The following is a 24,903-nucleotide window of genomic DNA, read 5'->3' as shown; positions in this document are numbered from 1 at the left end:
ATTTCAAAAACAATAATGGCACGGATTTTTCGGTGCGCCATGCTGTTTGTGATGGCATATGTGCTTCCAATCGGATTGACGCTATTTAAAGGCGTTGTTAGCATTCGGTTAAGGATAAAAGTGCACAAATACATTGTTGTTAGTGTAATTAATTCATGGACTTTGATGGTGTTAACATGAGCGTTTCTTTTGAAAACAAAAAATATTTGACGGACGCGATGATAATGGAAGTATTTAGTCGATTAGAGTCGGAATCAGAAAGTACTGTTGCAGCCAAAGACATCATACCCTCCATGTCTCTACGTGACGATCTTGGAATGGATTCAATGCAAGCGGTCTCACTGACTCTCGACTTGGAAGATTCTCTGTCTATATCCGTTGATGATGAAGACCTAATTAAGCTTGATACGGTGGGTGATCTTTTGGAAATCATCGAATCGAAGTTGAGCCAAAAAGATGGATAATCGAAGACGGGTAGTGGTAACTGGTGTTGGTGTTGTTTCCTCAATAGGAAATGATTTTGACACGTTAACTGAATCTTTGAAGCTCGGTCGCAGTGGTATTCGCGCAGTTGAATCTTGGTCTGAATATGGGTTAACGAGTCGTGTTGCGGGTTTAGTTGACCTCGACGAGTCTAAAATACAGTCCGCGAACATTCCTCTGAAACTCCGCAGAGCGATGCCTACCTCAACGCTTTATTGCAGTGTTGCCGCCAGTGAGGCGATTTCGGCCTCTCGCCTGACTTCTGAAGAACTCGCTGACCCGCGAACAGCTTGTCTTGTTGGAAGCGGTGTGGCTGACGTCGGTGTGATACACAAAGAGGGGGTAAGGTATTACGCAGGGAATGTTCGCAGAACGGAACCCTATACCGTACTCAAGTCCATGAGCAGCACTGCGAGTGCAATACTCACTAAACTATTTGGTATTACTGGGCGGAGCTATTCGATATCGTCTGCTTGTGCTACTGGTGCGCACAATGTCGGACATGCTTACGAACTCATCCGCGATGGGGTTATAGACAGAGCAATAACCGGTGGCTGTGAGGAAGTGAACGAGCTCATCGTTGCTTCTTTTCAAGCCTTGAGAATGGCTCTCTCTACGGGATTTAATGACACGCCTGAGAGCGCATCACGCCCATACGATCGTGATAGAGATGGCTTTGTTATTAGCGGTGGCGCGGGTGTTCTTGTCCTAGAGTCGCTTGATTCTGCCTTAGCACGTAATGCGCCAATCTATGCTGAAATCGCAGGATATGCGGCGAACTCTGACCCTTATGATCTGGTGCTACCTCAAGCTGATGGCGGTACATTTGTTGATTGCATTTCAAGTTCATTGAAAGACGCCGGAATTTCCTCTGACGATGTAGATGCTATTAATACACATGGTACAGGAACAGGGCCGGGTGATGTGGCAGAAGTTAATGGGTTACGCCGAGCGTTTGGAGAGAATATTCCGAGGTTTTCGTCGACGAAATCGATGACTGGACATGCGATTGGTGCAGTAGGGGCCATCGAGTTGATTGCATGCATTTCAATGTTGAAAGAGGGCTTTATCGCGCCATCAATCAATATTGAAAACATTGACCCCTTGTTTGCTGATGCGCCTATCGTGCGCGAAACCACACTAGCTGATTTGAAAACAGTTTTGTCTTTGAACTTTGGCTTTGGCGGGACAAATGCAGCGACTATCCTGCGAAAAATGGACTGACACAAGTACGTTTGTGAATCGAGACTATGGATAGAAATTCTATTGACGAACTGAGGGATTCACAAGGTGTACTGGGTAAAGAGGCAGTTAGCTCAATTTTACCATATGGTGATGCATTTCTATTCGTAGATTCAGTGAGTTATTTATCCGAATCGGAAGTCATCGCACAATACAATATTCCCGTATCTTCTGAGCTGATCAATGCTCATTTCAAACATGTAAACATGATGCCTGGCGTTTTGATGGGTGAGGCATTAGCGCAGGCCGGTATTGTTTTAATTCACTACCGGAGTGAGTTTGACGAACTGACGGATGTTGTAGCCAGTACCGTCAGTCAAATGCGATTTAAGGCGCCAGCATTACCTGGGGATATCTTAAAAGCACATGTCAGCATTAAGGCAATCAATCGTCTGGGTGCTAGGTTGACCGGAAATTCCTATGTAAATGGGAAAGAAGTATTATCTGCGACTTTTGATCTCACTTTTATAAAAAGAAAAAGCCTCATTGAACATATTTCTAAATATAGGGAGCGTTGAGTGTCTTTTAGGTTAGCCGCTTTGGATGATTTTATTGATTTAGAATCATCAAGCTTTAAGTGTTCGAGTTATAAAAACCTTGCTTATCCGCTTGGTTGTTCAAAGTCAGAGTTAGATTCTGCATTGGGTGACGGTGATTTTGTTGTGTTTAATGATACCGCCAAAGTCGGATTTATCAGAATAAAAGCCATGTTCTCTCGCATTGCCTATCTTGACCTCCATCTGATAGGTGACTTTATTGATGGTGACTTTGCTGATGTTGACACTGCTGATGGTGACATTCAGGCAGTGATGGGCTGGCTAGCTGCACAATATGATATAGGTAAGTATTACATTCAGTTACTCCCCAGTGAACAATTAGAAATAGATTGCTTAAAACGGTTAGGTTTTACTGAGGAAGCTCGATTAAAGAGCCAGCTGTTTGTTGAGGGAACGTATTACGATTTATTAATGATGGGAAGTGAGGATAAGCGTGTTTGACAGTGTTCGTGGAATCTATTGTGCTTTGCGCCGACCTAACCTCGAAGACCTCGATACCATTGCTGGCTGGCTAGATGACCCCTACCTGAATTCGACCGTCTTTGATAGCTCGACTTTTGTCAATGGTGCTAAGGACCAAGTGATGACTTGGCTAGAACAGAATGCGGCTGTTTATGGCGGAGATAACCTTTTAGGTTTGGTGTGCTCGGTCAAGAGTGGCAAGCCAATAGGGATGATCTGGTTTAACAACATTGACTGGAAAAGCCGTACTGCAGATCTTCGCTATTTAGTAGGAGAAGAGGCTTACCGTACCAGCGTATTTGGGCCTGAGATAGCTCTGTTAAGCTTGCAAATGGCTTTTAACGTTATGAATTTACATAAAGTCTATGGGTATGTTTTATCGGGTAATGAGGATTCAATACGTCTTGCAGAATTTGGTGGCATAAAAGAAGGTGTGCTAAAAAATTATGTTCCTGTAGGAGATGGATGGAACGACTACCACCTCTATGCCATGTTTTCAGATGACTTCCGCGCTTTTTTGCAAGAACACAAAGAGGGTGTATTGCGTCGTCATTTTAAACAGGGGCTCTTCTAGAGTGTCCTTACTCGTTTTACTGCTTATCGCAGTTGTCAGTTTGTCTTTTTTATACCCGCGAGTCATTGGCGATCGTTTTGGCTTCATACTAATGTTACCCGTCATCGCCTACACGGCATATTTCTATGTGGATTGGCAGTTTGCGCCTTCGCTTCAACTTATTGCGATTGTTTCAGGCGGCATATGTGTTGGTTTAGCCCTATTGGTGGCTGGATTACCAATGAGTTCGCCTCAACCAAGACAATTTGTTATCGATAGTGTCCGTGGGTTTAAACAGCTTAAAAAACACAGAAATTATCTTTTTTTTCAGGTGGGAATTACGTGCTACGAAGAGCTCATTTGGCGAGTGTTTTTAGTCAGTACATTAATGTTAACGCTTCCCGTTTGGGCTGCTATCTGTATATCTTCGGTATTATTCTGGACAGTCCACACAGAAAACAGACCGATAGGGTGGCACTCGTTAGAGTTCTTTATTTTTGCAGCACTACTTGGTGTTGCTTACGTCGTGACTGATTCAGTGCTGTTTGTTTGGATTGTCCACCTAACCAGAAATGTTCTGATCCTTTCCGCTTCATTTTATGAAGAACACGAGGCTAGCCTTGGCTAACAGCCTGTTTTCATGAATCCCTGAGCGCGTCTACTGGCTTCATCTGTGCAGCTCTCCGTGCAGGCAAATACCCTGCAATTAAGCCCACTAAAATTGACACACCAAGCGCAATGCTGACTCCCCCGATGCCAGGAAACAATGGAAAGCCGGTAAAGAAATTCAAAATAAAACCAATGAGCACACCAACGGCTAAGCCCATTAAACCGCCAATCAAACAAATGAACACCGACTCGGCGATAAATTGAACCATTATATGGTCGCGATGAGCACCAACGGCAGCGCGAATGCCGATTTCCCGCGTTCTTTCAGCGACAGCCGTACTCATAATGCCTGCAACACCAATGGCACCTACGATCAATGCGCTAGATGCAGCAATAATACCGATGATGGTGACACCGCCAAGAATGTTATCTGTGGTATCGATGTAAGAGGCGAGGGTGCTGCTTTCATATTCGAAAACACCGTGATAACGCCTCGATAGCACGCCTTTTATCTGCTCAGTGGCGGCTTCCGCTGTTTCTACCGATGCGGCTTCCGCCTGAATATAGCTGATATCGTCATTCCCATTGAGTGCTTGTACTAGGGGGTAGCCAATCAAAACTCGGTTATTCACATCGCCTCCCGCAGAGCCGATGCTGGCGAGTAAATCGCGACTCTTCGAGCGGAGAACACCAATCACCTGATATTCTCGACTTGATATTCGAAGCGAACGTCCTACAGGGTTCGAAATGCCAGGAAATAGATGGGATAACACTGTTTCGCCAATAATGGCGACAGGTCTTCGGTTTCTAACTTCTACTTCTCGAAGGCCTCTTCCTATGCGTAGCTGGTCATTGTTGATGGTTATGAAATCTGTATTGACGCCAGTGACTTGTGCGTTACTGTAACGATTGCCCACTTGGACGATGGGCGGTCGGCCGTTGGGTGTAACGATGGGGCTTATGAGCTTAACTGATGGACAACAATCTCCCTGAAGTGCCACTAGGTCATTGTTATTGATGCCCGTCCCCGAGCGTGTTCGTTTGTGTGGATCTTTGTTACTTTGAGCTCGATATACCCAAACGGATTTGAGACCAAAGGTCTCTAATTCCTTCATGACGAAGGCTTTGCCTCCAATACTGACAGTATCAACTGTCATGACTGCAGCGATACCCACAGCAATTCCAATCATGCTGAGCAATGATCTTCCCCAGTTTTCAAACATGGCAAGTCGCGCTTCTCTGAATAGATCAAGCATAATTCGCCACTCGTTCATATGACAATCCTACCATCTCGCATGTGCACGACCCTGTCAGCCGTCTCAGCTAAATGCGCATCGTGAGTGACCATAACAATGGTATTGCCTTCAGCGTGCAATTCCTTAAAGAGATGCATAACCTGCTGCCCAGTTACGCTGTCTAAAGCGCCTGTTGGTTCATCCGCGATAAGCAACTTGGGTTTATTGACCAGCGCGCGTGCAATAGCAACACGTTGTTGCTGGCCACCAGAAAGCTGATTGGGCAAATGCGTTGCACGATCGGCTAAACCTACTCGTTCAAGCGCGGCTAAAGCAAGCGCTTGTCGCTGTGAAGGCGGGGTACTTTGATACACCAATGGGAGCATGACATTGGCTAATGCGTCACGTCTTGATAGTAAATTGAATGATTGGAATATCGTGCCAATGAGTGAAGAACGTAGTTTTGCAAGCCCATCATCGTTTGCTTGATGGACGGCTGTATCGTCTAAGTAGTAGGTGCCTTTATCAGCATTATCGAGGCAGCCAATAATGTTGAGTAGGGTACTCTTACCGGAGCCAGATGCTCCCATTATTGCAACAAATTCCCCCCGTTCTATATTCAGGTCAACACCTTGAATAATGGGGAGTGAGGTTTCACCTCGGAAGTAGGATTTGTGCAAGGATTCAATTTTGATCATTTTTATCGATAAACCTTGCTGTACGCCCATTTTCAAGATATTCGCTATCAAACAGAGCAACCCATTGCCCATCCTGAACGCCGCTGAGTATTTCTACATGCGTATCTGTTTCCAATCCTGATTCAACAGTTTGCAGGCGAATGGTACCTTGCTCGATCAGTGCAATCTCAAAGAGTCCTGGTTCGCGCTCGCGTAAAGCACTGTAAGGCAGGCTAAGCACATTGCCACGTTCCTCTATTACGATTTCTATATCCAACTGTTGTCCCAATAGTAATTGGGGGGCTTCTGAGCCCAATCCCATGCGAGCGGGAAAGGTATTTAGATAGCGTTCTGATGTACGTTCGATAGCGGGACCAATCCAATGGATTTGAGTTTGCCAACGTTGGTTGGGAAAAGCGTCAGATGCTAGGTTAACCAACTGACCAAGGTGAATTCTTCCACTATCAACCGCATCTAAATTGGCTTCAATTTCCCATCCTTCAATAGCAACGAGTTGGAAAAGCTCTGTTCCGGCTTCTACCCATTGTCCTGACTCCGTCGATTTATCGATGATAACGGCATCAAAGGGGGCATCTAGCTTTTGCCAGTCTTGCTCAAGCGCACTCATTTGGGCATCTGCTTTAGCTATAGCAACTGCTGCTTTAGCGGTTTCCAATTCATATTGAGCTTGGTCCAGTGCCTCCACAGACACCAGCTTTCTGTTAGATAGCTCTGACAACCTGTTGTAGCGTTGCAGTTGCTCTTTTACTCGAACAGTTTCTTGCTGAACAACGGCTTGAGCGCGTTTGAGTCGGGCAATTGATGCTCGGTTATCCATCGATGCCAAAGTGTCATCTTTTTTTACCCGATCACCACGCGCAACATAAACCTCCTCAACGCGACCATTCACTAATGCGGTCAAAGACACGGTACGATCATTAATGACTTCACCCGTCACTCGAATGATGTAGGCCATATCATTTCGTTTTACTTGTACACCTGATACATCAAGGGGGGGCGTTTGATAGAGAAAGTAACCTGTAGCAACAGCGGAAAATAGAATAAGGATAGCGAATGTGGTCTTAAAATAGCCTCTCATGGGTTGCTTACCAGACTGCTTTGACTTCATAAGAGGTGCTTTCAATTCTCTATCCCTAATACTTCACAAACGATGATGAATATGACTTCTTTTAGTGTCTGTCAGAACTTATATAAACAAAGGTATCATCCGATTAACCTTCTTTAGTTTCAGTTTCCGTAACACGTGTAGAATGACGGAGGCTATCATCCTCAAGGTAAACAATGCGATCGACCGCATCAAATAGGCGATCATCATGGCTCACAATCACGACGATCTTTGACTGCTTTTGTGCTCGAACAATTTCAATGAGCATTTTCACGGCCTCACTATCTAAATTATTAGTTGGCTCATCCATTAGCAAAATAGGTGTATCTCGCAATATGGCGCGCGCTAGACCCAATTTTTGAATTTGACCACCTGAGAGCTCTGAATGCGCATCTTTTATGACGTGGTCGATTCCCTGATTGAGGCGATCAATCCACTTGCTAAGACCAACTTGATTTAGGGCTTTCTGGATTTTATCCTGGTCAACATCCATCCCAAACGTCACGTTGTTGCGAATGGAGTCAGAAATAATGTGGATTTTTTGGGGGACCATGGAAATCGACTGAGAGCGATTTGATATGCCGCTTAGGTGAATGGAATCGAGTTTAATGATCCCAGCCTGAGGTTTAAGTTCTCCACTCAGGATTGTTAGTAGTGTCGACTTACCAGCACCGTTACCGCCATTAATCAAATGAGCGCGACCTCTGTCGAAAACTAAATTTAGGTTGGAGAATAAAGGGGAGTCATGATGATAGGAAAAACTCATATCATCTAAAATAATTGCCTCAAAAGAAACAGTTTGTTTCATTTGAAGAGCAGTATTAACAGCAGAACCTTGCTCAGATTGTATCTTAGCTAAATCACACAATTCCTTCACGCGCATTAAAGCGGTTAATTCATTGGGAATGCTTGAAGCAAACTCAATAATTCTGATTAGTGAGGGCACCATTAAGTTCAATGTCGCTGTATAGGTGATGATCAAACCTATACTGAGTTGCTCCTCAATGACCATGGCACCACCAAGATACCAAATAATGACCATAGCCAGCATAGGAATACCCATAATAATCATACTAACTTTGGTGTCGTATAACTGCCGGATGAAACGCTTATCTTCCAAGTTTTCCACGGCTTTTCGGGTATGACTTAGAAAGAATTTTTCAGCTTCATAGGTTTTTATTTCTGCATCCGCTTCAATAGTTTCTTGCAAGACTGTCATCTTTTTTGCCGAGGCATCTGTTTCATCTTTAGATGATGACCATAACGCACTGTCGAATCTCATATAAACAATGACGGCAGCGGGTAAAAGGGCAAGAAGTATGGCGCTCAATTGCCAATTCATGAAAAAAACGATGATTAATAAGGCGACAGACAACACCAAGTGGTGGACTACACTTGATAATCCGTAGGGCATAATGACTTCAAACTGGTCTATGTCCCTTGTGACACGAGACAACAGGTCGCCATTGTTGATTTTAAGTCGCTGATTATAATTCAAGCCAAGAATGCTCTTAACCACATCCTGGTTAAAATCAATCATAATCTCTTTGCGCACTTTTAGACGAAACCAAGCGTTAACATAACTTGTTATCAAGTAACCGCTGTAAAGGGTGGCGAGCAGAACGACGGTCTTAAGTAGCAAGTGTGAATCTGCACTGGGTAGAACCTGATCGATGAGATGACCAGACAAGTAAGGAAGTGGGGCTTGAAATGCTGTCAACAACAAAGCCAATAGCAAAAAAGACAAAGAATGAGATTTTCTTGTTTTATAGATAAGTTGATATAAATAAGAAATTCTGGTCACAGTCTTATCTGAATGTATTGAGAAAATGTCTGAATGTATTGAGAAAATGCTTTGACTATAAAATCAAAAAATAATATTTGTAATCGCAAATGTCGCAACTCAACTATAAAGTGGGGATGTGAAACATCCCCCTAATTTAAAGGTCTAAATGCCAAAAAATAGAGCTGTTCTCTAAATGGTATGAAATAGACAAGTGTGGATGCATGGAGCCTAATGTGAAATACTAAGGCGTACAGCAAGGGCCTGGATTAGGTCCTGGCTTGCTAGGCTCTTTCTTTGTAGCCAACACAGGTCCTTTTTTTGCAGCAAATTTGATTTTTTTCATCGTTCTTTCCTTGTGTTAATTAAATTAATGATTAACGGAATTAATGTGTGTACATAGTTTAAACGCCAAACAAATGCCACCCTATTGTTGTTAAGGTTTGTCTGAAAGTCAAATTCCCATTATTGAGATGATTGAGATGTAATGTTTATATTGTTTATAAAGTGAGAATTTCAATTTATAAACAAGTGATTGATATCGCATTTTCTCACTAATTTTCCATCTAATTAGTATCGTTTTACAATTAATTTCTAATGGGATTTAATTGCTATCTCATTTGTTATTATGGTTTTTTGATTAAATGGTTAACTCAAACATTAGTAGCGAAAAAGGAAGTTGACGATCATGTAATGGCTGTAAGCTATTGATAATAATAACTTTAACCTATTATTTAGTGGCGGTATTATACCATTTTCAAAGTGTGTGAATGTATCTGAACGTGTTATTAATTGGGGGCGCATATTTTTGGGCCTGCAAGTGGACAGCAGCATTGTGTTTGTATCAATGTTATTGGTGGCTTTCATCAATTCTTCAAGTAACGCGCAATCAAATGCTGTTTGAAATACTCAGGGTTGAGCTGTTCACCCGTCGCTTGAGTCACCAACTCGTCCGTTGTCAGTGTTGAGCCTTTTAACCAAATGTTCTCTTGCAACCATGTATTGATCGGCGCCAAATCTAGGTTCTTTAAACACGTATCAACATCCACCGTTTTGCGCATCGCTGCCATAAATTGCGCGGCATACATTGCGCCTAAGGTGTAGCTTGTAAAGTAGCCAAATGAGCCGTCGGTCTAGCCTAAAATGTCTACTACATCTAAAGTGGTTGAATATTAGACACTTGGAGGTGGGCATTGGTCGCGCAGGTATATTCTTATCGTAGGTTCTCAAGCCCTCAACAGAAATTCGGTGGCTCTATCGAGAGGCAGAATGACTATGCCAATCAGATAGCCACGGAGTATGGTTTAACTCTCAATGAAAAGCTCGTAATGACGGATGAAGGTTTGTCAGCCTTCCATGCCGATCACGTTTCGCGAGGAGCATTGGGTATCTTTATAAAGGCAGTTGAAGAAGGCTTAGTCGAGCGCGGTTCAATTTTGATTGTTGAATCTCTCGATCGTCTGAGCCGCGACAAGCCCTTGGACGCAATGCAACAGTTCAATGAGCTGATTGGAAAGGCATCACCGTCATCACTGCGAATAGCGGCTTGGTTTACAACTCGGGCAGCATTGCTGGAGTGAGTTGAACACTGCAGGTTCACCTGATCAAGCTCTACCAGAGGCGAATGCAGATAGAGGAGAACTATCGGGGCCTGAAAAGCCTTGTTTAAGGGGGGAGGCGCAGTCGCCCATGCAGTTCAAGTTCGAAGAAAATCGCTTCCGTGGCAGTGAACGCTACAAAAATAAAATTCACTAATAGTATTAATAATTAGACACTTCATGTGAGTAACGATATGTAGTCTTATTTGCGCATGCTGTATGAATTTCTGTATGAAATTACTGTTTGCATGTAAAAGGCTCTATTGAACTGGATCCGTAAGTTTTTGGAAGTGATTTGGAAATTACTGAAGGATATATATATGAGTAATAAGCAGAAAGCTAAACCACGTATAGTCATCAAACCTAAAAAAGATCGCCCAGTTTTAATGGCGTGTCATCTATAGGTTGAAAAACTCCAAAACTCTAGCCCTTATCTAAAGGGCTATTAATTGATTATTATCAAGGAGTGACCAAGATGATCGATGCAAATACATGTATCAGTCTACACATGACCCTACCTGATGGCGGTAATTGTTTTCATGCCATGAACACTGAGTTCGAACTTGAATTTGAAGGGATAGATTCTGAGGTTCTTCATCAATTACTATCGGAATTTGATGGTAATAAAAGTATTCGAACCATCGCAAAAATCTTTCCTGAATTAGGTGAAGAGACCATTGTTGATATGGTACAAAGTTTGGATGATTCAAAGCTTGTGAGTTCATGTAATTCAGCGAGTCAATATGTTAGCGGTATTGAAGCGCTAATGGAAATTGAAGACATACAATCTAAATTGCTTTATGAAACGCTTTATAATAATCATTTCTGGAAAGCTTGTTTAAACCCAGAGAATGTACCTGTTAGTATTTTTCACGGTATGGCAGTTGAAAATTACCACTTTTTATTTAGAGAGAGTTGGTTTGATTCCCCTGTTCTTTCATATCAGGGAAGTACAAAAGCGAGATTGTTGATCAATGAGTTTTACGCTGAGGAATATGGGCATGATGAATTAATCCTCAAAGCTTTAAACGAATTGGGCTGCACAAGAAGTGACTTGGCGGAAACGATTCCACTTCCAGAGACATTGGCCCTTTGCAATGCGCTCGCGCATTGGGCATCCAATGACCCTCTCTTTTTCTTTACAACGCTGGGAGTATTGGAAGGGAAGGATATAAAAATTGATTCGTATGTTCTAGCAATGGAATCAAGACCTGATATTCCAGAGGGGTTTATTAAACCAATTAGAGATCATGCTCTTATAAATTTAAATGGGGAGCATGGTGCCTTGACGAGAGAAATATTCAAAGAGATACCGCTTGTCACACAAGAAGACATGACCCGTTTTCGCAGAGAAACACATCTTTTTGTGGAACTATACGATGATTTTCATTCTGCGGTTTGGAAATATTACTCTAATCCAAATATGCCACTACTTCGTCGACTTTCTGAGGTTTAATGCTGAGGAACATAATTCATGAACATGTCTAATAGCCTGTTTGACACGCCAATTTTCCGAAAGGGTGTATCTATTACCAAGAGTGAAGATACAGTACATATAAACTACAGAGATCAAGGATGTGAAATCTCTACTTCTGATTTTGTAGAACTTCCCAATGTCTTGGCTGATTTATCGGAAGGAGTGATTGCAGAGAGAGAATTGCCTGCAAAGTATCCGGCGTTGTCATCCCATATACCTGATCTTATTAGAGAACTTGACAGGTTGTCGCTATTGACCGAAGCCGTACCGACGTTGCCAGATAAGGTAATGTCGGGAATGGAGTTTGTTAAAGACCTGCAACGCATGGTTACAGCGTTGATGAATAAAAAAGGTAATTCTGTACTTTATGACCGCATGGTTTCCGAGCAAGTCACTAAACAGGAGCTTGTCGGGTACGCACTCGAATACTTCCACATTGTCAGGAATGCTCCTATGGCTTTAGGGCCTGCACTTTCAAAGCAATGTCCAAATAGCACACGGCGTGCTCTCATGGAGTTATTTATCGATGAACATGACCACGATAAACTTTTATATAGCACAGCAGCCTCAATCGGGATTACGAAAAATCAGCTTGATGCAACAGCGCCACTTCCTGCAACTTTTGCGTTGTACAGTACTTTAGAGACGTTAGCAAGGCAGCACTTTCTCAGTTTTTGTTCATGCCTTTTTCTATTTGAAGAACCATATCCAAGTTTTAACAGTGCATTTGTCGACTCATGTCATCGATTGGGGTTGCCGGAAACGTTTTTCGAACCCATTGCTCGCCATGCGGATATCAATGAGTCCGGTGAGCACCAAAATATTACAGAAGAACTGCTGAAACCCTATACGGCAATATCTCATCATGAACAGAATGTAATTAAGATAAATATCCATGCACTAGTGGAAACGATGTATTGGCAAGATCGTCAAATTTCTGAATATTACTCAAATGCCGAAAACACGCTTAGAATATTTTCATGAAAATTCAGTGAAGAGGATAAGTGCTTTGGAAAGTTGGTCAATACATCAATACGAAAACCCCTATTTAGATGCGGAATTTTCCTCACAAGGTGAGTGTTTGGAAATAACAAGCCAAGGTGAGTCATTCGAAATTCAAGCATCGAGTTTAGATGGGTGTGATATTTTAAGGCTAATTAATCCACGTGATGAATGTTGGCAGTTGCTATTAAGTGGAAAAAAAGAAAGCGAACTGGGTGACCTCGTTGAACAAATGGATGAGCTGGGGATTATTCGAGAAGAGAACCAATCACTCGACCACTTGCAGACGTTTAGACGACGTGTTGACAGTCTTGTTTTTGAAGCATTAGAGATATTAAATCAGCATGATGAAGAGATAGATGAAAAGATACTTGAATCAATATGGATAGATCTGAACAACGTTAGAAAAGGAGAGTTTTCCTCTAATGAAGTCGTCAATGAGCATAATTTTTACCTGGCGATTTTGAAGGGGCTATTTTGCTCCTGGAAGTACTCTAATTCGTTTGTGTTGGAGGTGGTATCTCGAATCCTCGAAGAAGTTTTAAATAAAGATGTCGGGAATCATACTTTAGAAATTGGATTCGTCATTAAAGATCAAATTAAAGAAATTCAGGAGTGTGTGACGAGTTTTGTTTGGTGCGTATGTCGTTCTCAGGGTAAGGATAGCGAACGGCATTTTTTCCGAGAGGACATCCTGATTGATTGTACTGACACGGGTTTGAATCTCGGTATAACATCTGAAAAGTTAGCTAGAGATTGCCTTGATGCCGTGAGTAGCTCTCCCTATATGAAAGCTCTGTATCAACCTGAACATCAGGCAGTACTCGCTCGGGCGACTTACATCCAAGAGTATTTTATTAATGAACGCTTTGTGGAAATAATTGCACCGGCGATCGCCAAGAAACTTCCTCTTCCCTTAAAAGCACTGTTTAGACGTTACTACGCGGAAGAGATAGGGCATGAGGCCTTCGAAAGGCAAACTTGCATCACGCTTGGCGTAAATTGCACAGATCTGGATAGCATGATCCCCCTTCCTTTGACTCAGGCGTTTTGTGATGTGTTCACGTGGCTGGCTAATGAAGAGGTATTGGCTTACTTCCTTTCGATTGTGATCACTGAAGGTTTGCCCGGTGAGAAGAACATCATTAATAGCGTATTGGCCAGTTCGTCTATTTTTCCGGATGATGTAAATCGGGCATCGCTTGAACACGAAGATTTAAACGATGAACTGAATCATCAAATGATCTCTCGTTTAGTGTTGTCTCAAATTAGCTACGTATCGGAAGCAGAACAAGAGAGAGCCATCAAACTCTTCCTCCTTGTACTCGAGTTAAACTGCAGAGCATGGGATGAGCTTTATAGACACCATGTCGAGGAAAAACGTCCTTTATGCCCGATGTCAATGCGTGCGTTTTTTACCACTGAGAATTAGTCGTATGCAGAGGTTTATTCAAGAATACAGGAACTGTGTTAATCCTTACTGGGTAGGTGCTCTGGAAGCGTTAGATCACTGTCCTGTTTTTAATGAGGCGAAAGGAAGCTATTTAACCGATGACAAAGGTGATACATGGCTCGATTTCGTTATGGGGTACGGCTCTGCACTTTTAGGACATAACCCTCAAGAGATTCGGGCGAATTTTCTCGAGGACATTTGCAAAGATTTACCCATAATCACGCCTTTCGGTATAGCCCCAGGCAGTGCCGCCTTATGTTCCAAAGTGATTGAGAAAAGCGCGTTGCATAATCACCAATGTTGGATCATGACCACAGGCGCAGAAGCGATTGAGTGTGCGGTGAAGGTTGCTCAAGTTAGCACGCAGCGAAGTAACCTGCTGTGCAATCGCACCGGGTTTCATGGTTTGAGCATCCACAATGTGAACCTGACAGGCAACGCGCATTGGCGGCAGGGGTTACCCAATTTTGTGTGTGATCACATTGATTATACCCACTGCGGTAATTTGGCACTGACGTTAGAAAAAATTTCCACGAGAAAATTTGCTGCTTATGTCACAGAACCTATAGAGGGGATGGGAGGAGGACAGTACTGGAGTGCAGAGCAGATAGAAAAAATTAAATCCGCCTGTGAGCAAGCAGGTACGCGTTTAATTGTCGATGAAGTCATGACCGGTGTTTGGCGAACCGGACGTTTCCTTGCAAGCCAATCTCTCAACTGGTCAATCGAACCTGACCATCTTGTACTTTCTAAAAATCTCACCGCTGGTTTTAGCCCTCTGTCTATTTTGCTTTCTTCTTCGTCCGAATATCGCCACTTTTTTGGAAGGGCAGGTTTTGAGAAAGCTCATGGTTCCACCTTTTGTGGGAACAGTATTGCCGTGAGCAGTGCATTAAGTCTAATGACGTATATGGAAGAGCACGATGTGCTTTCTAAGGGATTAACGACACATCACTATTTGGCAGAGAAACTCAAAGCGTTAAAAAAGACCTATCCGCACATGATAGAGAGCACCGCCTCTTTTGGGGCTTTGCATTACATTTCAGTCAAAGGCGCTGATTCTGACGTATTAGCCTATTACCTATTTAATTTTCTTTTTTGCAATCGCGTGCTTGTCAACATGTGTGCAAATTGCCCCAACACCTTAAAGCTCACACCGCCACTGACACTCACTTTGGAACACGTGGATACTTTTCTGTCTTTGTTTGAATCGGCTTTGGAGGCTCTCGTTGAAACCTTTCCTCACACTTAACGATACGTCTTGCCACCATGTTATTTTGCTCGCTCCAACGGATGACTATTTTTTATTAGTTCAAAACCTTGGCTATTCAGTCACGGTGATTCAAGAAGAACACCGAATTACATCCACCCAAAAAGCAATACTTGCTGAAGGCAATGTTTGCGCATTTTCAGACATAGAAGCACTTCTTTTTCTTTCCAGTCGAATTGATCAGTTTAAGAAGGTAGATGCCGTATTAACGTTTACCGAATATGGGACCTTGCCTGCCGCTCTCATTTCAACGTTTCTTAACTGCAAAGGCCCAGCACTTCAAGAGGCTATGTTGACACGCAACAAAATAATGATGCGTGAACACTTAGCAGGAACGAGTCTGGGTACTGTTTCTTTCCTTGTATGTTCGACCAAAGCAGAGCTTCAGGCCTTCTTTGCTAACCACAAAGATGGCGTGATAGTGAAGCCTATCAATGGTACGGGTAGTCAGGATGTGCTTCATGTTACACATCTTGATCAGATCAACAGTGTCGCTTTCCCTGTTCTTGCAGAAGCCTTTATAGATGGTGATGAATATAGCTGCGAATGCCTAAGTTATGATGGTGAGCACCATGTTATTGCTATCACAAAGAAATTTGTTGGTGGCAGTACAGGCCTTGTTGAGATAGGCCATCAAGTGCCCGGCATCGATCATACTGATACAAAAGTGAAGGTAGGTGATTTTGTTCAAGAAGTGCTGTCCGAGCTGGGGATTTGCAATGGAGCAAGTCATACCGAATTGAAAATAGATGCAGATGGTAAGTGCCACTTAATAGAAACACATGTGCGTCCGGGAGGAGACAGAATATGGGAGTTAGTCGATCTCGCAACGCAAGTTAATCAAATTGTTGCGACGGCACGCTGGTTTGTTGAAGGAAAAAAAACGTTACCTCCTACCCAAGAAAAATACCACGTTGCGATTCATTATTTAAACTTTAAACCGGGGTTGGTGATTGCCGCAAATCATACGTTGGATAGTGTTTCAGAAGTATTTCGATATCAGTTTAACGTTAAAGAAGGCACGACAATTAAGGCATTTAGTCACTCCCAAGAACGTCATGGATTTTTTATAATTCGAGCAGATAGCAAAGACACGCTTAGAAAGCTTAAGTCTAAAGCTGAGCAATCAATAAATGTGGTGATTGAATGAAGATGCTGTCTGAAATAAAGGAGCTTCCATTAGAAGCTAAATGCATATTGCTTCTGCAGTTTATTGTGTGTGTCGGCTCTTTTATTGTTATCCCTTTTTTGGCAATTTATTTGGTTGAGGTCATCAGAATTGGAATAGAGTCTGTTGGTGTTTTGTTTGCCATTAAACTTATCAGCCAGCGCGGGTTTATGTACTTTGGTGGTGTATGGAGTGATAAGTACGGGCCTTTGCCCATTATGCTATTCGCTTTACTCGTGCGTATTTTAAGCTATTTGGGCTTTTTGTACTCTACTACGCATTTGGGGATTTTTATTTCTATGGTCTTGTTGGGTATCAGTTCTGCGTTATTTGTTCCGGCAGCCAAGGCCCTTATCTCTGAGTACTCCACCACAGAGAATGCAGTGTTACTTTTTTCTGTTCGCAGTGCAGTGAATAATTTGGGTGTCGCTATTGGCGGGGTTGTGGGTGGTTTTCTCATTGATTTATCAGCTTTCTTTGTGTTTTTTGTTTCCTCTGCTATTCATGTCTTTTGTATACCAATACTTGTTTTTATCTACCTAAAGAGAAAGAATGTAGTAATTCTTGATAAAAAACATGAAGAAAAAAATCTGCTCACTGCTAATATTAAGGAACTTTTAAGAAATAGGCAGTATGTTTATATTGGTGCTGTCTATTTTGCGTTCAGTGTTATTTATGTGCAGTTGGAAATGAGCTTGCCTATGTATGCATCGGAGTTATATTCAAAGCAAGCAGTTAGTATGCTGTTTGTTATCAACTCAGTCGTTGTTTTGTTACTGCAAATTCCCATCAATATATACTTATCTAAACGTACCACATTTATCGGTGTCATTAAGGTGGGATTCCTTTCTTCAAGTATTGCTTTTGCAGGTTTGTTTTTTTCTCCGCCACTGTTTGTTTTTCTAATCATGATTATGATTTATACCATCGGAGAGATAACAATAGACCCCAATGTCGATGCACAGGTAAAGCAAAGCGTTGATGGCAACAATTTAGGAAGTGCGTACGGCCTACTCGGCATTTTCTCGTTGCTTGGAAGCGGTGTTGGCAGTATTGCAGGTGGATATTTATATGGTCTGAATACGCAATTACTCTGGGGCGCATGCAGCATATTGTCTCTCTTAACTGTGATTTTTCTGTCATTGAGTTCTAGAAAGGTCGTACAAAGTACACATTCATAAAGAGTACAACTGAATGAGAAACACGCCGATTATAGTCACTGGTTTCTACCGGTCTGGGACAACACTGTTGAGACGGTTGCTTGACGCTCACAGCCGCATTTACTGTGGACCTCAGATAAAGTTTTTTTCAAATGTATTTGGAGATAGCTTTGATGATCCGTTAGCGAGTAATCGACTTTTTCGCACGCTGGAAGATCAGGGATTGGCTACGCAGGAATTTCTTCCATTTTGGGGAGAGGCGCTGCTTAAAACCTATGATTTGTTGTGCAAAAAATACCAAAAGCAGCGTTGGGCGGACAAAAACCCTGACTCAATTCGTTATCTCCCTCAATGGGATGATCTTCTCGGGAGAGACTGCTACGACATTGTTTACATCCAACGACATCCTGTAGATACATTGGCTTCTTTGGCCGAAATTGAGTTCAAATACAGTGTTCCAGAATCATTTGATGCAAAGATGGAATGGTACATGACTGATCTGAAGACCATCATAGAGCGCCTTCAAAATGGTTCGAACATACATGTCATCAGATATGAAGATCTCGTGTTTGATCCAAAGGCAAACCTCACAAGGCTCATGCACTCAATCGGTGAGAGTTTTGAAGATTGCATGTTAAATGGTTGGCAATCTTCTGAGCGAAGACGAGGCATCGAAGACCCAATGATTGACACAAGGAAGATCATTGATGCGGATAGCGTAGGAAGGGGATATGACATGCTCTATGAAGAAGTCATTGATGAAATTGAAGAGAGGGTTCTTCCTCTGTGCAATACTCTTTTGGACTGCGCTTCGCTCAGAACTTACTGAAGCTTCTACTACTGTTTTTAAGTGAAATGGAATTCAACATTGATACGAATAGGGAGATGGCCATGAAATGGCAAAAAGATGCATTTGAGATAGACACCAACATCGAGAGGTTAAATGTTTCTTTGATCCATCAGTTTCTATGTGAAGAATCAAGATGGGCCAAAGGTATCCCTCTCCAAACGGTAGAAAAATCGCTCTCGCGCTCAGTCAACTTTGGTATCTATAGTCAGAATCGACAAATTGGCTTTGCCAGAGTGATCTCCGACTGTGCAACGTTTGCAAATCTGGTTGATGTTTTTGTGTTGCCTGATTACCGCCACCAAGGTATAGCGACCTGGTTGCTTAACTGCATTGTTGAACACCCAGATCTACAAGGGTTAAGACGGTGGACCCTGGCAGCCACGCCTGAAGGCCAAAACCTGTACAGAAAAATTGGGTTCGCCGAACTTTCTAAGCCAGAGATTTTTATGGAGCGTTTTTTCCCTTTAATTTATCAGTAATAGAGTGCAAACGTGCCTCAGCCATCGTTGTATGATGAATTGAACCTCTTTTCTGTTTTTAAACCCCATATGACAGAATTCACCAGCGCAGCCAATGGCTGCGCTGGTAGTTCTCATCAATTGTTCAGGTAGCGATCGATAAGGTGCTGTTTGAAATACTCCGGATTCAGCGGTTCACCTGTAGCCTGAATCACCAACTCGTCAGTGGTCAGTGTTGAGCCCTTTGACCAAATATTGGCTTCCAGCCACGCGCTGATTGGCGCGAAATCCAGTGCTTCAATACACGCATCTACATCCACCGTTTTACGCATTGCTGCCATAAATTGGGCGGCATACATAGCACCCAGCGTGTAGCTTGGGAAATAGCCAAATGAGCCGTCGGTCCAATGGATATCTTGCATGCAGCCATTAGTGTATTCGCCGTCGGTTGTTAGGCCCAAGTATTCCTGCATTTTCTCATTCCACAGGGTTGGAATATCCTCAACTTCAATTTTGCCTTCGACTAGGTCGCGCTCGATCTCAAAGCGAAGAATGATGTGTGCAGGATAGGTCACTTCATCAGCATCTACGCGGATATATCCAGGTCGGACGCGCTGGTAGAGGGCGTTGATGTTTTCTCTACTAAATGCAGCGTCATCTTGTTTGTTGAAGGCTTCTGCAGATAGCTTGGCGAGGTGGTCTACGAAAAGCGGATTTCTTCCCATTTGCATTTCAAAGAACAAGCTCTGGCTTTCGTGAATGCCCATTGAGCGGGCTTCGCCTGCGGGGAAACCGTGATAGGCTTTTGGTAAGCCTTGTTCATAGCGGGCATGACCCGTTTCGTGAACAACACCCATCAGAGCTGAGGTGAAATCTTGCTCGTCGTAGCGAGTGGTAATGCGAACATCTGTAGGCACGCCACCGCAAAATGGGTGTGTACTGACATCAAGGCGACCATGATTGAAATCGAAGCCAAGAATTTGCATCATTTGTTTGCCGAGCGCGGCTTGTTTGTCCGTTTCGAATGGACCGTTAGGTTCGTTTAACTTGACGCTACTTTGTTTATCTAGCACTTGTTGAATGAGCGCTGGTAACCATGTCTTCAGTTCACCAAAAAGCACATCAAGCTTTTCAGTTGTCATACCGGGTTCGTAAAGATCCAACATGGCGTCGTATGGTCGCATGCCGGTAAGCCCAGCGCGTGTGTTAGCTTCTTCTCTGGCTGCTTCAACAACTTTCTTGAGGTTTTCTGCAAATCCGTTCCAGTCGTTGTTGGTGCGTTGGCTGCGCCATTCGTGCTCGCATTTTGAACCAATAAGGGATTTTTTCTCAACCAACTCAGAGGGCAGTTGCGTGGCCTGCGTCCATACGCGTTTAATTTCGCGAAGGTTAATGACTTGCTCATCAGTCAGTGTTTCCGTGTCTCGCTCCGCTTCTTTAATCCAAGTGCTCATGTTTGGGTCGGTGAGTGTTTCATGGCATAGCACGGCAAGGTCGCTCATTGCATGAGAGCGTGCTTCGTTGCCGCCTGAAGGCATCATTGCGGCTTGGTCCCAACCACAAATGGCGGCTAAGTGTTCATAGCTTGCGAGTTTTTGAAATTGCTTTTCTAATTTTTCTATCGCTTTCATAGTGTTATTCCATCTCGTATCTCAAATGTGAGCAGTGAAAGATTCCATTCTAACCATTCCAACATGGTAGGCTCATCAGGACGATGATAATCCTGTTACTACGCATTGTTATTATTTAGCTTAAATTTTTCGATGATGATGACGAAATCAAACGTTATCTGCTTGAAAAATCGCCGATTGAGAGTGCGTTCGAGGTGTTTTATCCTATCTTAGTGCAGCCAATGTCCTCGTTTGTTTGACATTAGCACGCGTATGTCGAGTATTCTGTAGGAAATACAAAGAAGAAGTGGATTTATGTACATTTTTGGATATGGCAGTTTAATTAATGGCGAATCTAGACGACTGACGGGTGAGACTGGGAAAACCTTTCCAGCGCTGGTGTCTGGTTTGCAGCGTCATTGGAGTAAAGTGAGTTCAGCCAAGATGTCTCCACTTGTTGTTCGTGAAGGGGATGGTTACTGCAATGGCGTTTTGATTCATATTGATGACTCTGCGCTCGATGTTTTTGATATTCGTGAGGCAGGGTATAAACGGGTATTGTTGGACAGTGAACGCGTAGAGGTATTGGATGATGCGTTTGTTATTGATGGGCCTGTTTATGTCTACGTGACAGAAGAGGTGATTACTCCGTGCAAGGTTCAGCCAGTGGTGCAGAGTTACGTTGATACTGTGATGGCTGGTTGCCTTCGGTATTCTGCTGATTTTGCACAGACATTCGTAACAACCACTCACGGTTGGCAATATCCCCGTTTGAATGATCGTTCTCGTCCTCTTTATCAGCGTGTTGCGGGTGTGCGAAGCGAAGACCGTCCGGTTATTGATGCTTTGCTTTTAGGCTGTGAACCGACGACTGGCATTTGATTTTGTTCAATTAATCTAAAAAGCCACGTCATAAGACGTGGCTTTTGATTTGGCGTGTCGTTTGACTAAATGTGATTACTCTTCGTAAACAAACTCAGGAGATTCAATCTCAACGCGACGGTTCTTCGCACGGCCTTCTTCAGTATCGTTAGACGCTACTGGCTCACCTTCACCCATACCAACAACACTCAGGCGGTCTGCGCTGATGCCGTTATCAGTAAAGTAGTTAGCGACGGTTTGAGCACGCTCTTCAGAAAGCGTTTGGTTGAATGCTTCTGAACCAACGCTGTCAGTGTGACCAATGATGATAGCGGTAGACTCTTCAAAATCTTGAAGGCGCTTAAGCATTGGGTTCAGTTGTTGAGTTGCTTCGTTTGAAAGTGTTGATTTACCGAATGCGAAAAGTTCTACGTCGTCAGCTTCAGAGAATACGTATTTCTTCGTTTCGATCACTTCTTCAACAACAACGACTTCTTCGACAACCATTACTGGTTCAGGCGCAGATGTACGGCCGAAATGGAAGGTCAAACCAGCACTGATCAAATGATTATCAGCGTTGAAGTATGCTTCATCCATGTCATGAATATATTGGTATTCAAGACGAACGTTAACGAGGTCATTCGCTCGGTGATCAATACCGATAGCACCTAGTAGTGAAAGGTCGTCTTGATTGCCTGCTTTGCTATCCCAATTCCACCAAGCTGCACCGATTTTACCGTATAAGTCGGTGGCATCTGTGATACCAATGCCGAGCTTAGGTGCTAAGGTAAGTGAAGTTAGGTCTCCGCTGATTGCGCCAGGGGTTGGAGAGTAGCTGGCATCAAAATGACCAAGGTAGTCATAGGTTGATTCGATTGAAAAGCTATTCCCAAAATCGTAACCCAGAATTAGACCACCACCGACATCGTTGTCGTCGCAGCTACCAATTTGGCATGCGTCGTCTAGTTGGGAAGAGCCCACTCGACCACCAAGATAAAAATTGGCATCATCTTGGGCGAATACACTTGCCACTGGACTCAAGGCCACCATCAATCCAAGGCTTATCACTGCTTTTTTCATTTGTTTTCTCCATTCCTTCTAGAGAGGGTTTGGTAAAAGAGACTCAGGTACTGCTTAACAAGTCACCAATCACTCGTTCGTATTTAGCAATTTTGTTGATCACCGAGCCTACGGCGATTTAAAGCTAGGCTAGGTGGGAAGACACTGCAACACAATAGATATGAGCAAAATTCAGGCTTTTTTAATACAACGGTGTTCAAAAAAAGTTCAATTTGGCGAGAGGTGACTAAAACTCAGTGACTTGCGGTTAGATTAGGCGTGGAATTTACAGCGTTGAGAACGATTCTTATATATTGGAATAAGGTGTAGAGGCGCCCAGAAGCGCCTACTTTTCACTATCAGTAAAGGCGTTTTGTTGCTTGTTTTCCAGACACTGGTCGACTGACCGACACTTGTTTGCCTTTTTTCATGCCTTTTTCGTAGTCGTCTGTAATACCTTTCATGGCATCGCGAAGTTGTTGCTTGAAAGTTTCACGGTCGATGTTTTTGAACTGACTATCGATATAGTCTTTGATTTTTTTGTCGGCATCGCCGTCGGGGGCAATGTTTGGGAGTTTAGCAAGTGCGCCGTCAAGCCAACCGAATGTAAACGATCCAATGCGACGGGTGATTTCGGTCTGTGACGTTCCCGTGCCTTGGAAACTGTTACGGAATTGACCGACGTGCTCATTCATTTCACGGTAGACAATATCAAATGCAAATGCGGCAAAGATGGCTCTATCAGCATCGCCGATAAACTCTGCTTTCTTTAAACCTTTGTGATTCGTCAGGACGCACTCGACTCCGAATCGGGTGTTGATACCACGGATAATCTTAAGAATAGCGTCACTGATAGATGTCGGTAGTAAGGTTTCTGACGTGGTTTTGCCCATTCTGATGAAATCAATATCGTCTTGATCCAAGCCGTATTTTTTCATCAGGCTTTGCGCCATTTTTATCGCTTGCGCGGCTTCGTTTATGTTGGATGAGTTGCTCAGTTCCAAACATTTTGCAATCTTTTTAAGCGCTTTGCGTTTAGCGTCAGACATTCACTTCACCACTGAAAAACGGGAGCAGTATTTTACCTTCTCATCGCCAAATAACCAAATGGCATTGTTTAATTGTTGCAGGAAATTTCATTTTTAGTAGTGACTGATAGTTCCGCATCATCGAATAATGTTTTTCTTTTTCTCAAACTTGTGAAAGATAGAGAAGCACGCCACGGTCATTATTGGCACGGATAGCTAGGGCGGGAATCTCATGCAGCAAAAAGGGTCTTTTTCTCTGAAATACATATTGATGGCGGTTCTCGCGATGACTCTCTTTGCGGCTAACTCAGTACTGTGTCGATTGGCACTTGCAGGTACAGATATTGACCCTGCTTCCTTTACGTCCATTCGGCTCGCTTCTGGGGCGTTTGTGTTGTTTGTTCTCGCTTCAGTGATGGGCAAAAAAAATGATGTACCTGAAGAAAGCTGTAAGTTAGCCAACCACTCAATGGAGCATTGGCTCGCCGCAGCAATGCTCTTCCTCTATGCTTCAACGTTTTCTTTTGCTTACCTCTACTTAGACGCAGGGATGGGGGCTCTCATCTTATTCGCATTTGTGCAGTTGACCATGTTTGCCTATGCGCATTACAGAGAGGGTGGTGCCAGTGGACTGGAGTACATCGGTGCATTAACGGCTATCTGTGGTTTGGGGTATCTGGTGTCGCCGGGTGTCAATGCGCCTCATATGTGGGGATCGATACTGATGTCAATTTCAGGCGTGGCGTGGGGTGTATACAGTGTTCTTGGCAAAGAAATGAAGGTGCCGCAACTGAAAGCGAATTGTATTAACTTTCGTTTGAGCCTTTTCTTTGTCGTCCCGTTTTTCTTGCTCAATATCCCGATGAATACATTGTCCAAAGACGGTGTGTGGCTTGCTGTTGCATCTGGGGCTATTGCTTCAGCCATTGGCTATGCGATTTGGTATGGCGTTGTGAAGCACTTTAAAGCGACGCAAGCCGGAGTGATGCAATTGACTGTGCCTATCCTCGCTTCTTTAGCGGGATTTGCTTTTATGTCAGAGGAGATCACTATGCGTATGATGATCTCCGCCGTTGTGATTCTGCTTGGTATTACTGTGACTTTTGTTGGTCGCGAACAAAAACAGTCATCCGTGGCGTAATGGTTGGCATGAAGTGAGTGGACATCAACTGAATATTACGG

At 43.3% G+C, this 24,903-nt stretch carries 24 protein-coding genes and 1 pseudogene; 17 read left to right on the top strand and 8 right to left on the bottom strand.

All coding sequences use genetic code 11. From position 1 onward, the window contains the following. The first annotated feature begins 176 nt into the window (after window positions 1-176). From LRP50_RS01155 to LRP50_RS01130, 6 genes are read left to right on the top strand one after another with little or no spacing between them, the layout of a single operon-like run. Entirely contained in the window at window positions 177-464 is a 288-nt protein-coding gene (locus tag LRP50_RS01155) for an acyl carrier protein (protein ID WP_274162684.1), read from the top strand. Beyond that, the gene (locus LRP50_RS01150) at window positions 457-1,707 is read left to right on the top strand and encodes a beta-ketoacyl-[acyl-carrier-protein] synthase family protein (protein ID WP_274162683.1); all 1,251 of its coding nucleotides are present in this window, start codon (window positions 457-459) and stop codon (window positions 1,705-1,707) included. Before LRP50_RS01155 ends, LRP50_RS01150 begins: the two co-directional genes overlap by 8 nt. A gap of 26 nt (window positions 1,708-1,733) precedes the next feature. Next, window positions 1,734-2,243, top strand: a complete 510-nt coding sequence (locus LRP50_RS01145; protein ID WP_274162682.1) for a 3-hydroxyacyl-ACP dehydratase FabZ family protein — start codon at window positions 1,734-1,736, stop codon at window positions 2,241-2,243. Continuing rightward, window positions 2,244-2,723, top strand: coding sequence for a GNAT family N-acetyltransferase (locus LRP50_RS01140; protein ID WP_274162681.1), 480 nt, complete (start codon window positions 2,244-2,246; stop codon window positions 2,721-2,723). Next, window positions 2,716-3,318 (top strand): GNAT family N-acetyltransferase, encoded by a 603-nt coding sequence (locus LRP50_RS01135; RefSeq protein WP_274162680.1) that lies wholly within the window; start codon window positions 2,716-2,718, stop codon window positions 3,316-3,318. The genes LRP50_RS01140 and LRP50_RS01135 overlap by 8 nt, the downstream gene beginning before the upstream one ends. A 1-nt stretch (window position 3,319) precedes the next feature. Next, entirely contained in the window at window positions 3,320-3,925 is a 606-nt protein-coding gene (locus LRP50_RS01130) for a CPBP family intramembrane glutamic endopeptidase (RefSeq protein ID WP_274162679.1), read from the top strand. 10 nt (window positions 3,926-3,935) lie between these two features. Here the strand turns inward: LRP50_RS01130 and LRP50_RS01125 are convergent, their stop codons facing one another. The 5 genes and pseudogenes from LRP50_RS01125 to LRP50_RS01105 all read right to left on the bottom strand — a co-directional run. Beyond that, window positions 3,936-5,180, bottom strand: a complete 1,245-nt coding sequence (locus LRP50_RS01125; protein WP_274162678.1) for an ABC transporter permease — start codon at window positions 5,178-5,180, stop codon at window positions 3,936-3,938. Beyond that, window positions 5,177-5,839, bottom strand: coding sequence for an ABC transporter ATP-binding protein (locus LRP50_RS01120; protein WP_274162677.1), 663 nt, complete (start codon window positions 5,837-5,839; stop codon window positions 5,177-5,179). The genes LRP50_RS01125 and LRP50_RS01120 overlap by 4 nt, the downstream gene beginning before the upstream one ends. Continuing rightward, a complete protein-coding gene (locus LRP50_RS01115; protein ID WP_274162676.1) occupies window positions 5,826-6,962 on the bottom strand; it encodes an efflux RND transporter periplasmic adaptor subunit in 1,137 nt (378 codons plus the stop codon). The genes LRP50_RS01120 and LRP50_RS01115 overlap by 14 nt, the downstream gene beginning before the upstream one ends. An 88-nt stretch (window positions 6,963-7,050) precedes the next feature. Then, window positions 7,051-8,748 (bottom strand): ABC transporter ATP-binding protein, encoded by a 1,698-nt coding sequence (locus LRP50_RS01110; protein WP_274162675.1) that lies wholly within the window; start codon window positions 8,746-8,748, stop codon window positions 7,051-7,053. 845 nt (window positions 8,749-9,593) lie between these two features. After that, window positions 9,594-9,860: pseudogene (locus LRP50_RS01105) on the bottom strand (carboxypeptidase); the annotation flags it as partial. 60 nt (window positions 9,861-9,920) lie between these two features. On the opposite strand from LRP50_RS01105, the gene LRP50_RS01100 reads away from it, so the two are divergent. The 9 genes from LRP50_RS01100 (at window position 9,921) to LRP50_RS01060 (ending at window position 19,184) form a co-directional block, all read left to right on the top strand. Next, window positions 9,921-10,307, top strand: a complete 387-nt coding sequence (locus LRP50_RS01100) for a recombinase family protein (protein ID WP_274162674.1) — start codon at window positions 9,921-9,923, stop codon at window positions 10,305-10,307. 493 nt (window positions 10,308-10,800) lie between these two features. Then, a complete protein-coding gene (locus LRP50_RS01095) occupies window positions 10,801-11,781 on the top strand; it encodes a thiaminase II/PqqC family protein (RefSeq protein WP_274162673.1) in 981 nt (326 codons plus the stop codon). An 18-nt stretch (window positions 11,782-11,799) separates the two neighbouring features. Next, window positions 11,800-12,786, top strand: coding sequence for an iron-containing redox enzyme family protein (locus LRP50_RS01090; protein ID WP_274162672.1), 987 nt, complete (start codon window positions 11,800-11,802; stop codon window positions 12,784-12,786). Window positions 12,787-12,811: 25 nt separating this feature from the next. Beyond that, a complete protein-coding gene (locus tag LRP50_RS01085) occupies window positions 12,812-14,236 on the top strand; it encodes a hypothetical protein (RefSeq protein ID WP_274162671.1) in 1,425 nt (474 codons plus the stop codon). A 4-nt stretch (window positions 14,237-14,240) separates the two neighbouring features. After that, the gene (locus LRP50_RS01080) at window positions 14,241-15,509 is read left to right on the top strand and encodes an aminotransferase class III-fold pyridoxal phosphate-dependent enzyme (RefSeq protein WP_274162670.1); all 1,269 of its coding nucleotides are present in this window, start codon (window positions 14,241-14,243) and stop codon (window positions 15,507-15,509) included. Beyond that, entirely contained in the window at window positions 15,487-16,677 is a 1,191-nt protein-coding gene (locus tag LRP50_RS01075) for an ATP-grasp domain-containing protein (protein ID WP_274162669.1), read from the top strand. The genes LRP50_RS01080 and LRP50_RS01075 overlap by 23 nt, the downstream gene beginning before the upstream one ends. Then, window positions 16,674-17,876 (top strand): MFS transporter, encoded by a 1,203-nt coding sequence (locus tag LRP50_RS01070; protein WP_274162668.1) that lies wholly within the window; start codon window positions 16,674-16,676, stop codon window positions 17,874-17,876. The genes LRP50_RS01075 and LRP50_RS01070 overlap by 4 nt, the downstream gene beginning before the upstream one ends. Window positions 17,877-17,889: 13 nt before the next feature. Then, window positions 17,890-18,684: a sulfotransferase family protein gene (locus LRP50_RS01065; protein ID WP_274162667.1), complete on the top strand. Its 795-nt coding sequence runs from the start codon at window positions 17,890-17,892 to the stop codon at window positions 18,682-18,684. A gap of 62 nt (window positions 18,685-18,746) precedes the next feature. Next, window positions 18,747-19,184 carry a GNAT family N-acetyltransferase gene (locus LRP50_RS01060; RefSeq protein ID WP_274162666.1) on the top strand — a complete coding sequence of 146 codons (438 nt, stop codon included), beginning with the start codon at window positions 18,747-18,749 and terminating at the stop codon, window positions 19,182-19,184. 116 nt (window positions 19,185-19,300) lie between these two features. Here LRP50_RS01060 and LRP50_RS01055 read toward each other — a convergent pair whose 3' ends face one another. Further along, a complete protein-coding gene (locus LRP50_RS01055; RefSeq protein ID WP_274162665.1) occupies window positions 19,301-20,794 on the bottom strand; it encodes a carboxypeptidase M32 in 1,494 nt (497 codons plus the stop codon). A gap of 294 nt (window positions 20,795-21,088) precedes the next feature. On the opposite strand from LRP50_RS01055, the gene LRP50_RS01050 reads away from it, so the two are divergent. Then, on the top strand, window positions 21,089-21,655 hold the full coding sequence (locus LRP50_RS01050; RefSeq protein WP_274162664.1) for a gamma-glutamylcyclotransferase family protein: 567 nt from the start codon (window positions 21,089-21,091) through the stop codon (window positions 21,653-21,655). Between the two features lie 75 nt (window positions 21,656-21,730). Here LRP50_RS01050 and LRP50_RS01045 read toward each other — a convergent pair whose 3' ends face one another. Then, a complete protein-coding gene (locus tag LRP50_RS01045; RefSeq protein WP_274162663.1) occupies window positions 21,731-22,714 on the bottom strand; it encodes an OmpA family protein in 984 nt (327 codons plus the stop codon). 338 nt (window positions 22,715-23,052) lie between these two features. Further along, window positions 23,053-23,742, bottom strand: a complete 690-nt coding sequence (locus tag LRP50_RS01040) for a DUF2786 domain-containing protein (RefSeq protein ID WP_274162662.1) — start codon at window positions 23,740-23,742, stop codon at window positions 23,053-23,055. A 211-nt stretch (window positions 23,743-23,953) separates the two neighbouring features. Between LRP50_RS01040 and LRP50_RS01035 the strand changes: the two genes are divergently transcribed. After that, window positions 23,954-24,862, top strand: coding sequence for a DMT family transporter (locus LRP50_RS01035; RefSeq protein WP_274162661.1), 909 nt, complete (start codon window positions 23,954-23,956; stop codon window positions 24,860-24,862). The last annotated feature ends 41 nt before the right edge of the window (window positions 24,863-24,903 follow it).

The organism is Enterovibrio gelatinilyticus (assembly GCF_028683095.1).
GTDB classification, from domain to species: Bacteria; Pseudomonadota; Gammaproteobacteria; order Enterobacterales; family Vibrionaceae; genus Enterovibrio; species Enterovibrio gelatinilyticus.
This window is presented reverse-complemented; position numbering and strand designations above follow the sequence as displayed.

Excerpts from the sequence above, each read along its gene's own strand:
- LRP50_RS01055 (WP_274162665.1), bottom strand. The coding sequence starts at position 20,794 with ATGAAAGCGATAGAAAAATTAGAAAAGCAATTTCAAAAACTCGCAAGC.
- LRP50_RS01095 (WP_274162673.1), top strand. The coding sequence starts at position 10,801 with ATGATCGATGCAAATACATGTATCAGTCTACACATGACCCTACCTGAT.
- LRP50_RS01145 (WP_274162682.1), top strand. The coding sequence starts at position 1,734 with ATGGATAGAAATTCTATTGACGAACTGAGGGATTCACAAGGTGTACTG.
- LRP50_RS01045 (WP_274162663.1), bottom strand. The coding sequence starts at position 22,714 with ATGAAAAAAGCAGTGATAAGCCTTGGATTGATGGTGGCCTTGAGTCCA.
- LRP50_RS01070 (WP_274162668.1), top strand. The coding sequence starts at position 16,674 with ATGAAGATGCTGTCTGAAATAAAGGAGCTTCCATTAGAAGCTAAATGC.
- LRP50_RS01090 (WP_274162672.1), top strand. The coding sequence starts at position 11,800 with ATGAACATGTCTAATAGCCTGTTTGACACGCCAATTTTCCGAAAGGGT.
- LRP50_RS01150 (WP_274162683.1), top strand. The coding sequence starts at position 457 with ATGGATAATCGAAGACGGGTAGTGGTAACTGGTGTTGGTGTTGTTTCC.
- LRP50_RS01040 (WP_274162662.1), bottom strand. The coding sequence starts at position 23,742 with ATGTCTGACGCTAAACGCAAAGCGCTTAAAAAGATTGCAAAATGTTTG.
- LRP50_RS01035 (WP_274162661.1), top strand. The coding sequence starts at position 23,954 with ATGCAGCAAAAAGGGTCTTTTTCTCTGAAATACATATTGATGGCGGTT.
- LRP50_RS01080 (WP_274162670.1), top strand. The coding sequence starts at position 14,241 with ATGCAGAGGTTTATTCAAGAATACAGGAACTGTGTTAATCCTTACTGG.
- LRP50_RS01120 (WP_274162677.1), bottom strand. The coding sequence starts at position 5,839 with ATGATCAAAATTGAATCCTTGCACAAATCCTACTTCCGAGGTGAAACC.
- LRP50_RS01125 (WP_274162678.1), bottom strand. The coding sequence starts at position 5,180 with ATGAACGAGTGGCGAATTATGCTTGATCTATTCAGAGAAGCGCGACTT.
- LRP50_RS01050 (WP_274162664.1), top strand. The coding sequence starts at position 21,089 with ATGTACATTTTTGGATATGGCAGTTTAATTAATGGCGAATCTAGACGA.
- LRP50_RS01060 (WP_274162666.1), top strand. The coding sequence starts at position 18,747 with ATGAAATGGCAAAAAGATGCATTTGAGATAGACACCAACATCGAGAGG.
- LRP50_RS01155 (WP_274162684.1), top strand. The coding sequence starts at position 177 with ATGAGCGTTTCTTTTGAAAACAAAAAATATTTGACGGACGCGATGATA.
- LRP50_RS01065 (WP_274162667.1), top strand. The coding sequence starts at position 17,890 with ATGAGAAACACGCCGATTATAGTCACTGGTTTCTACCGGTCTGGGACA.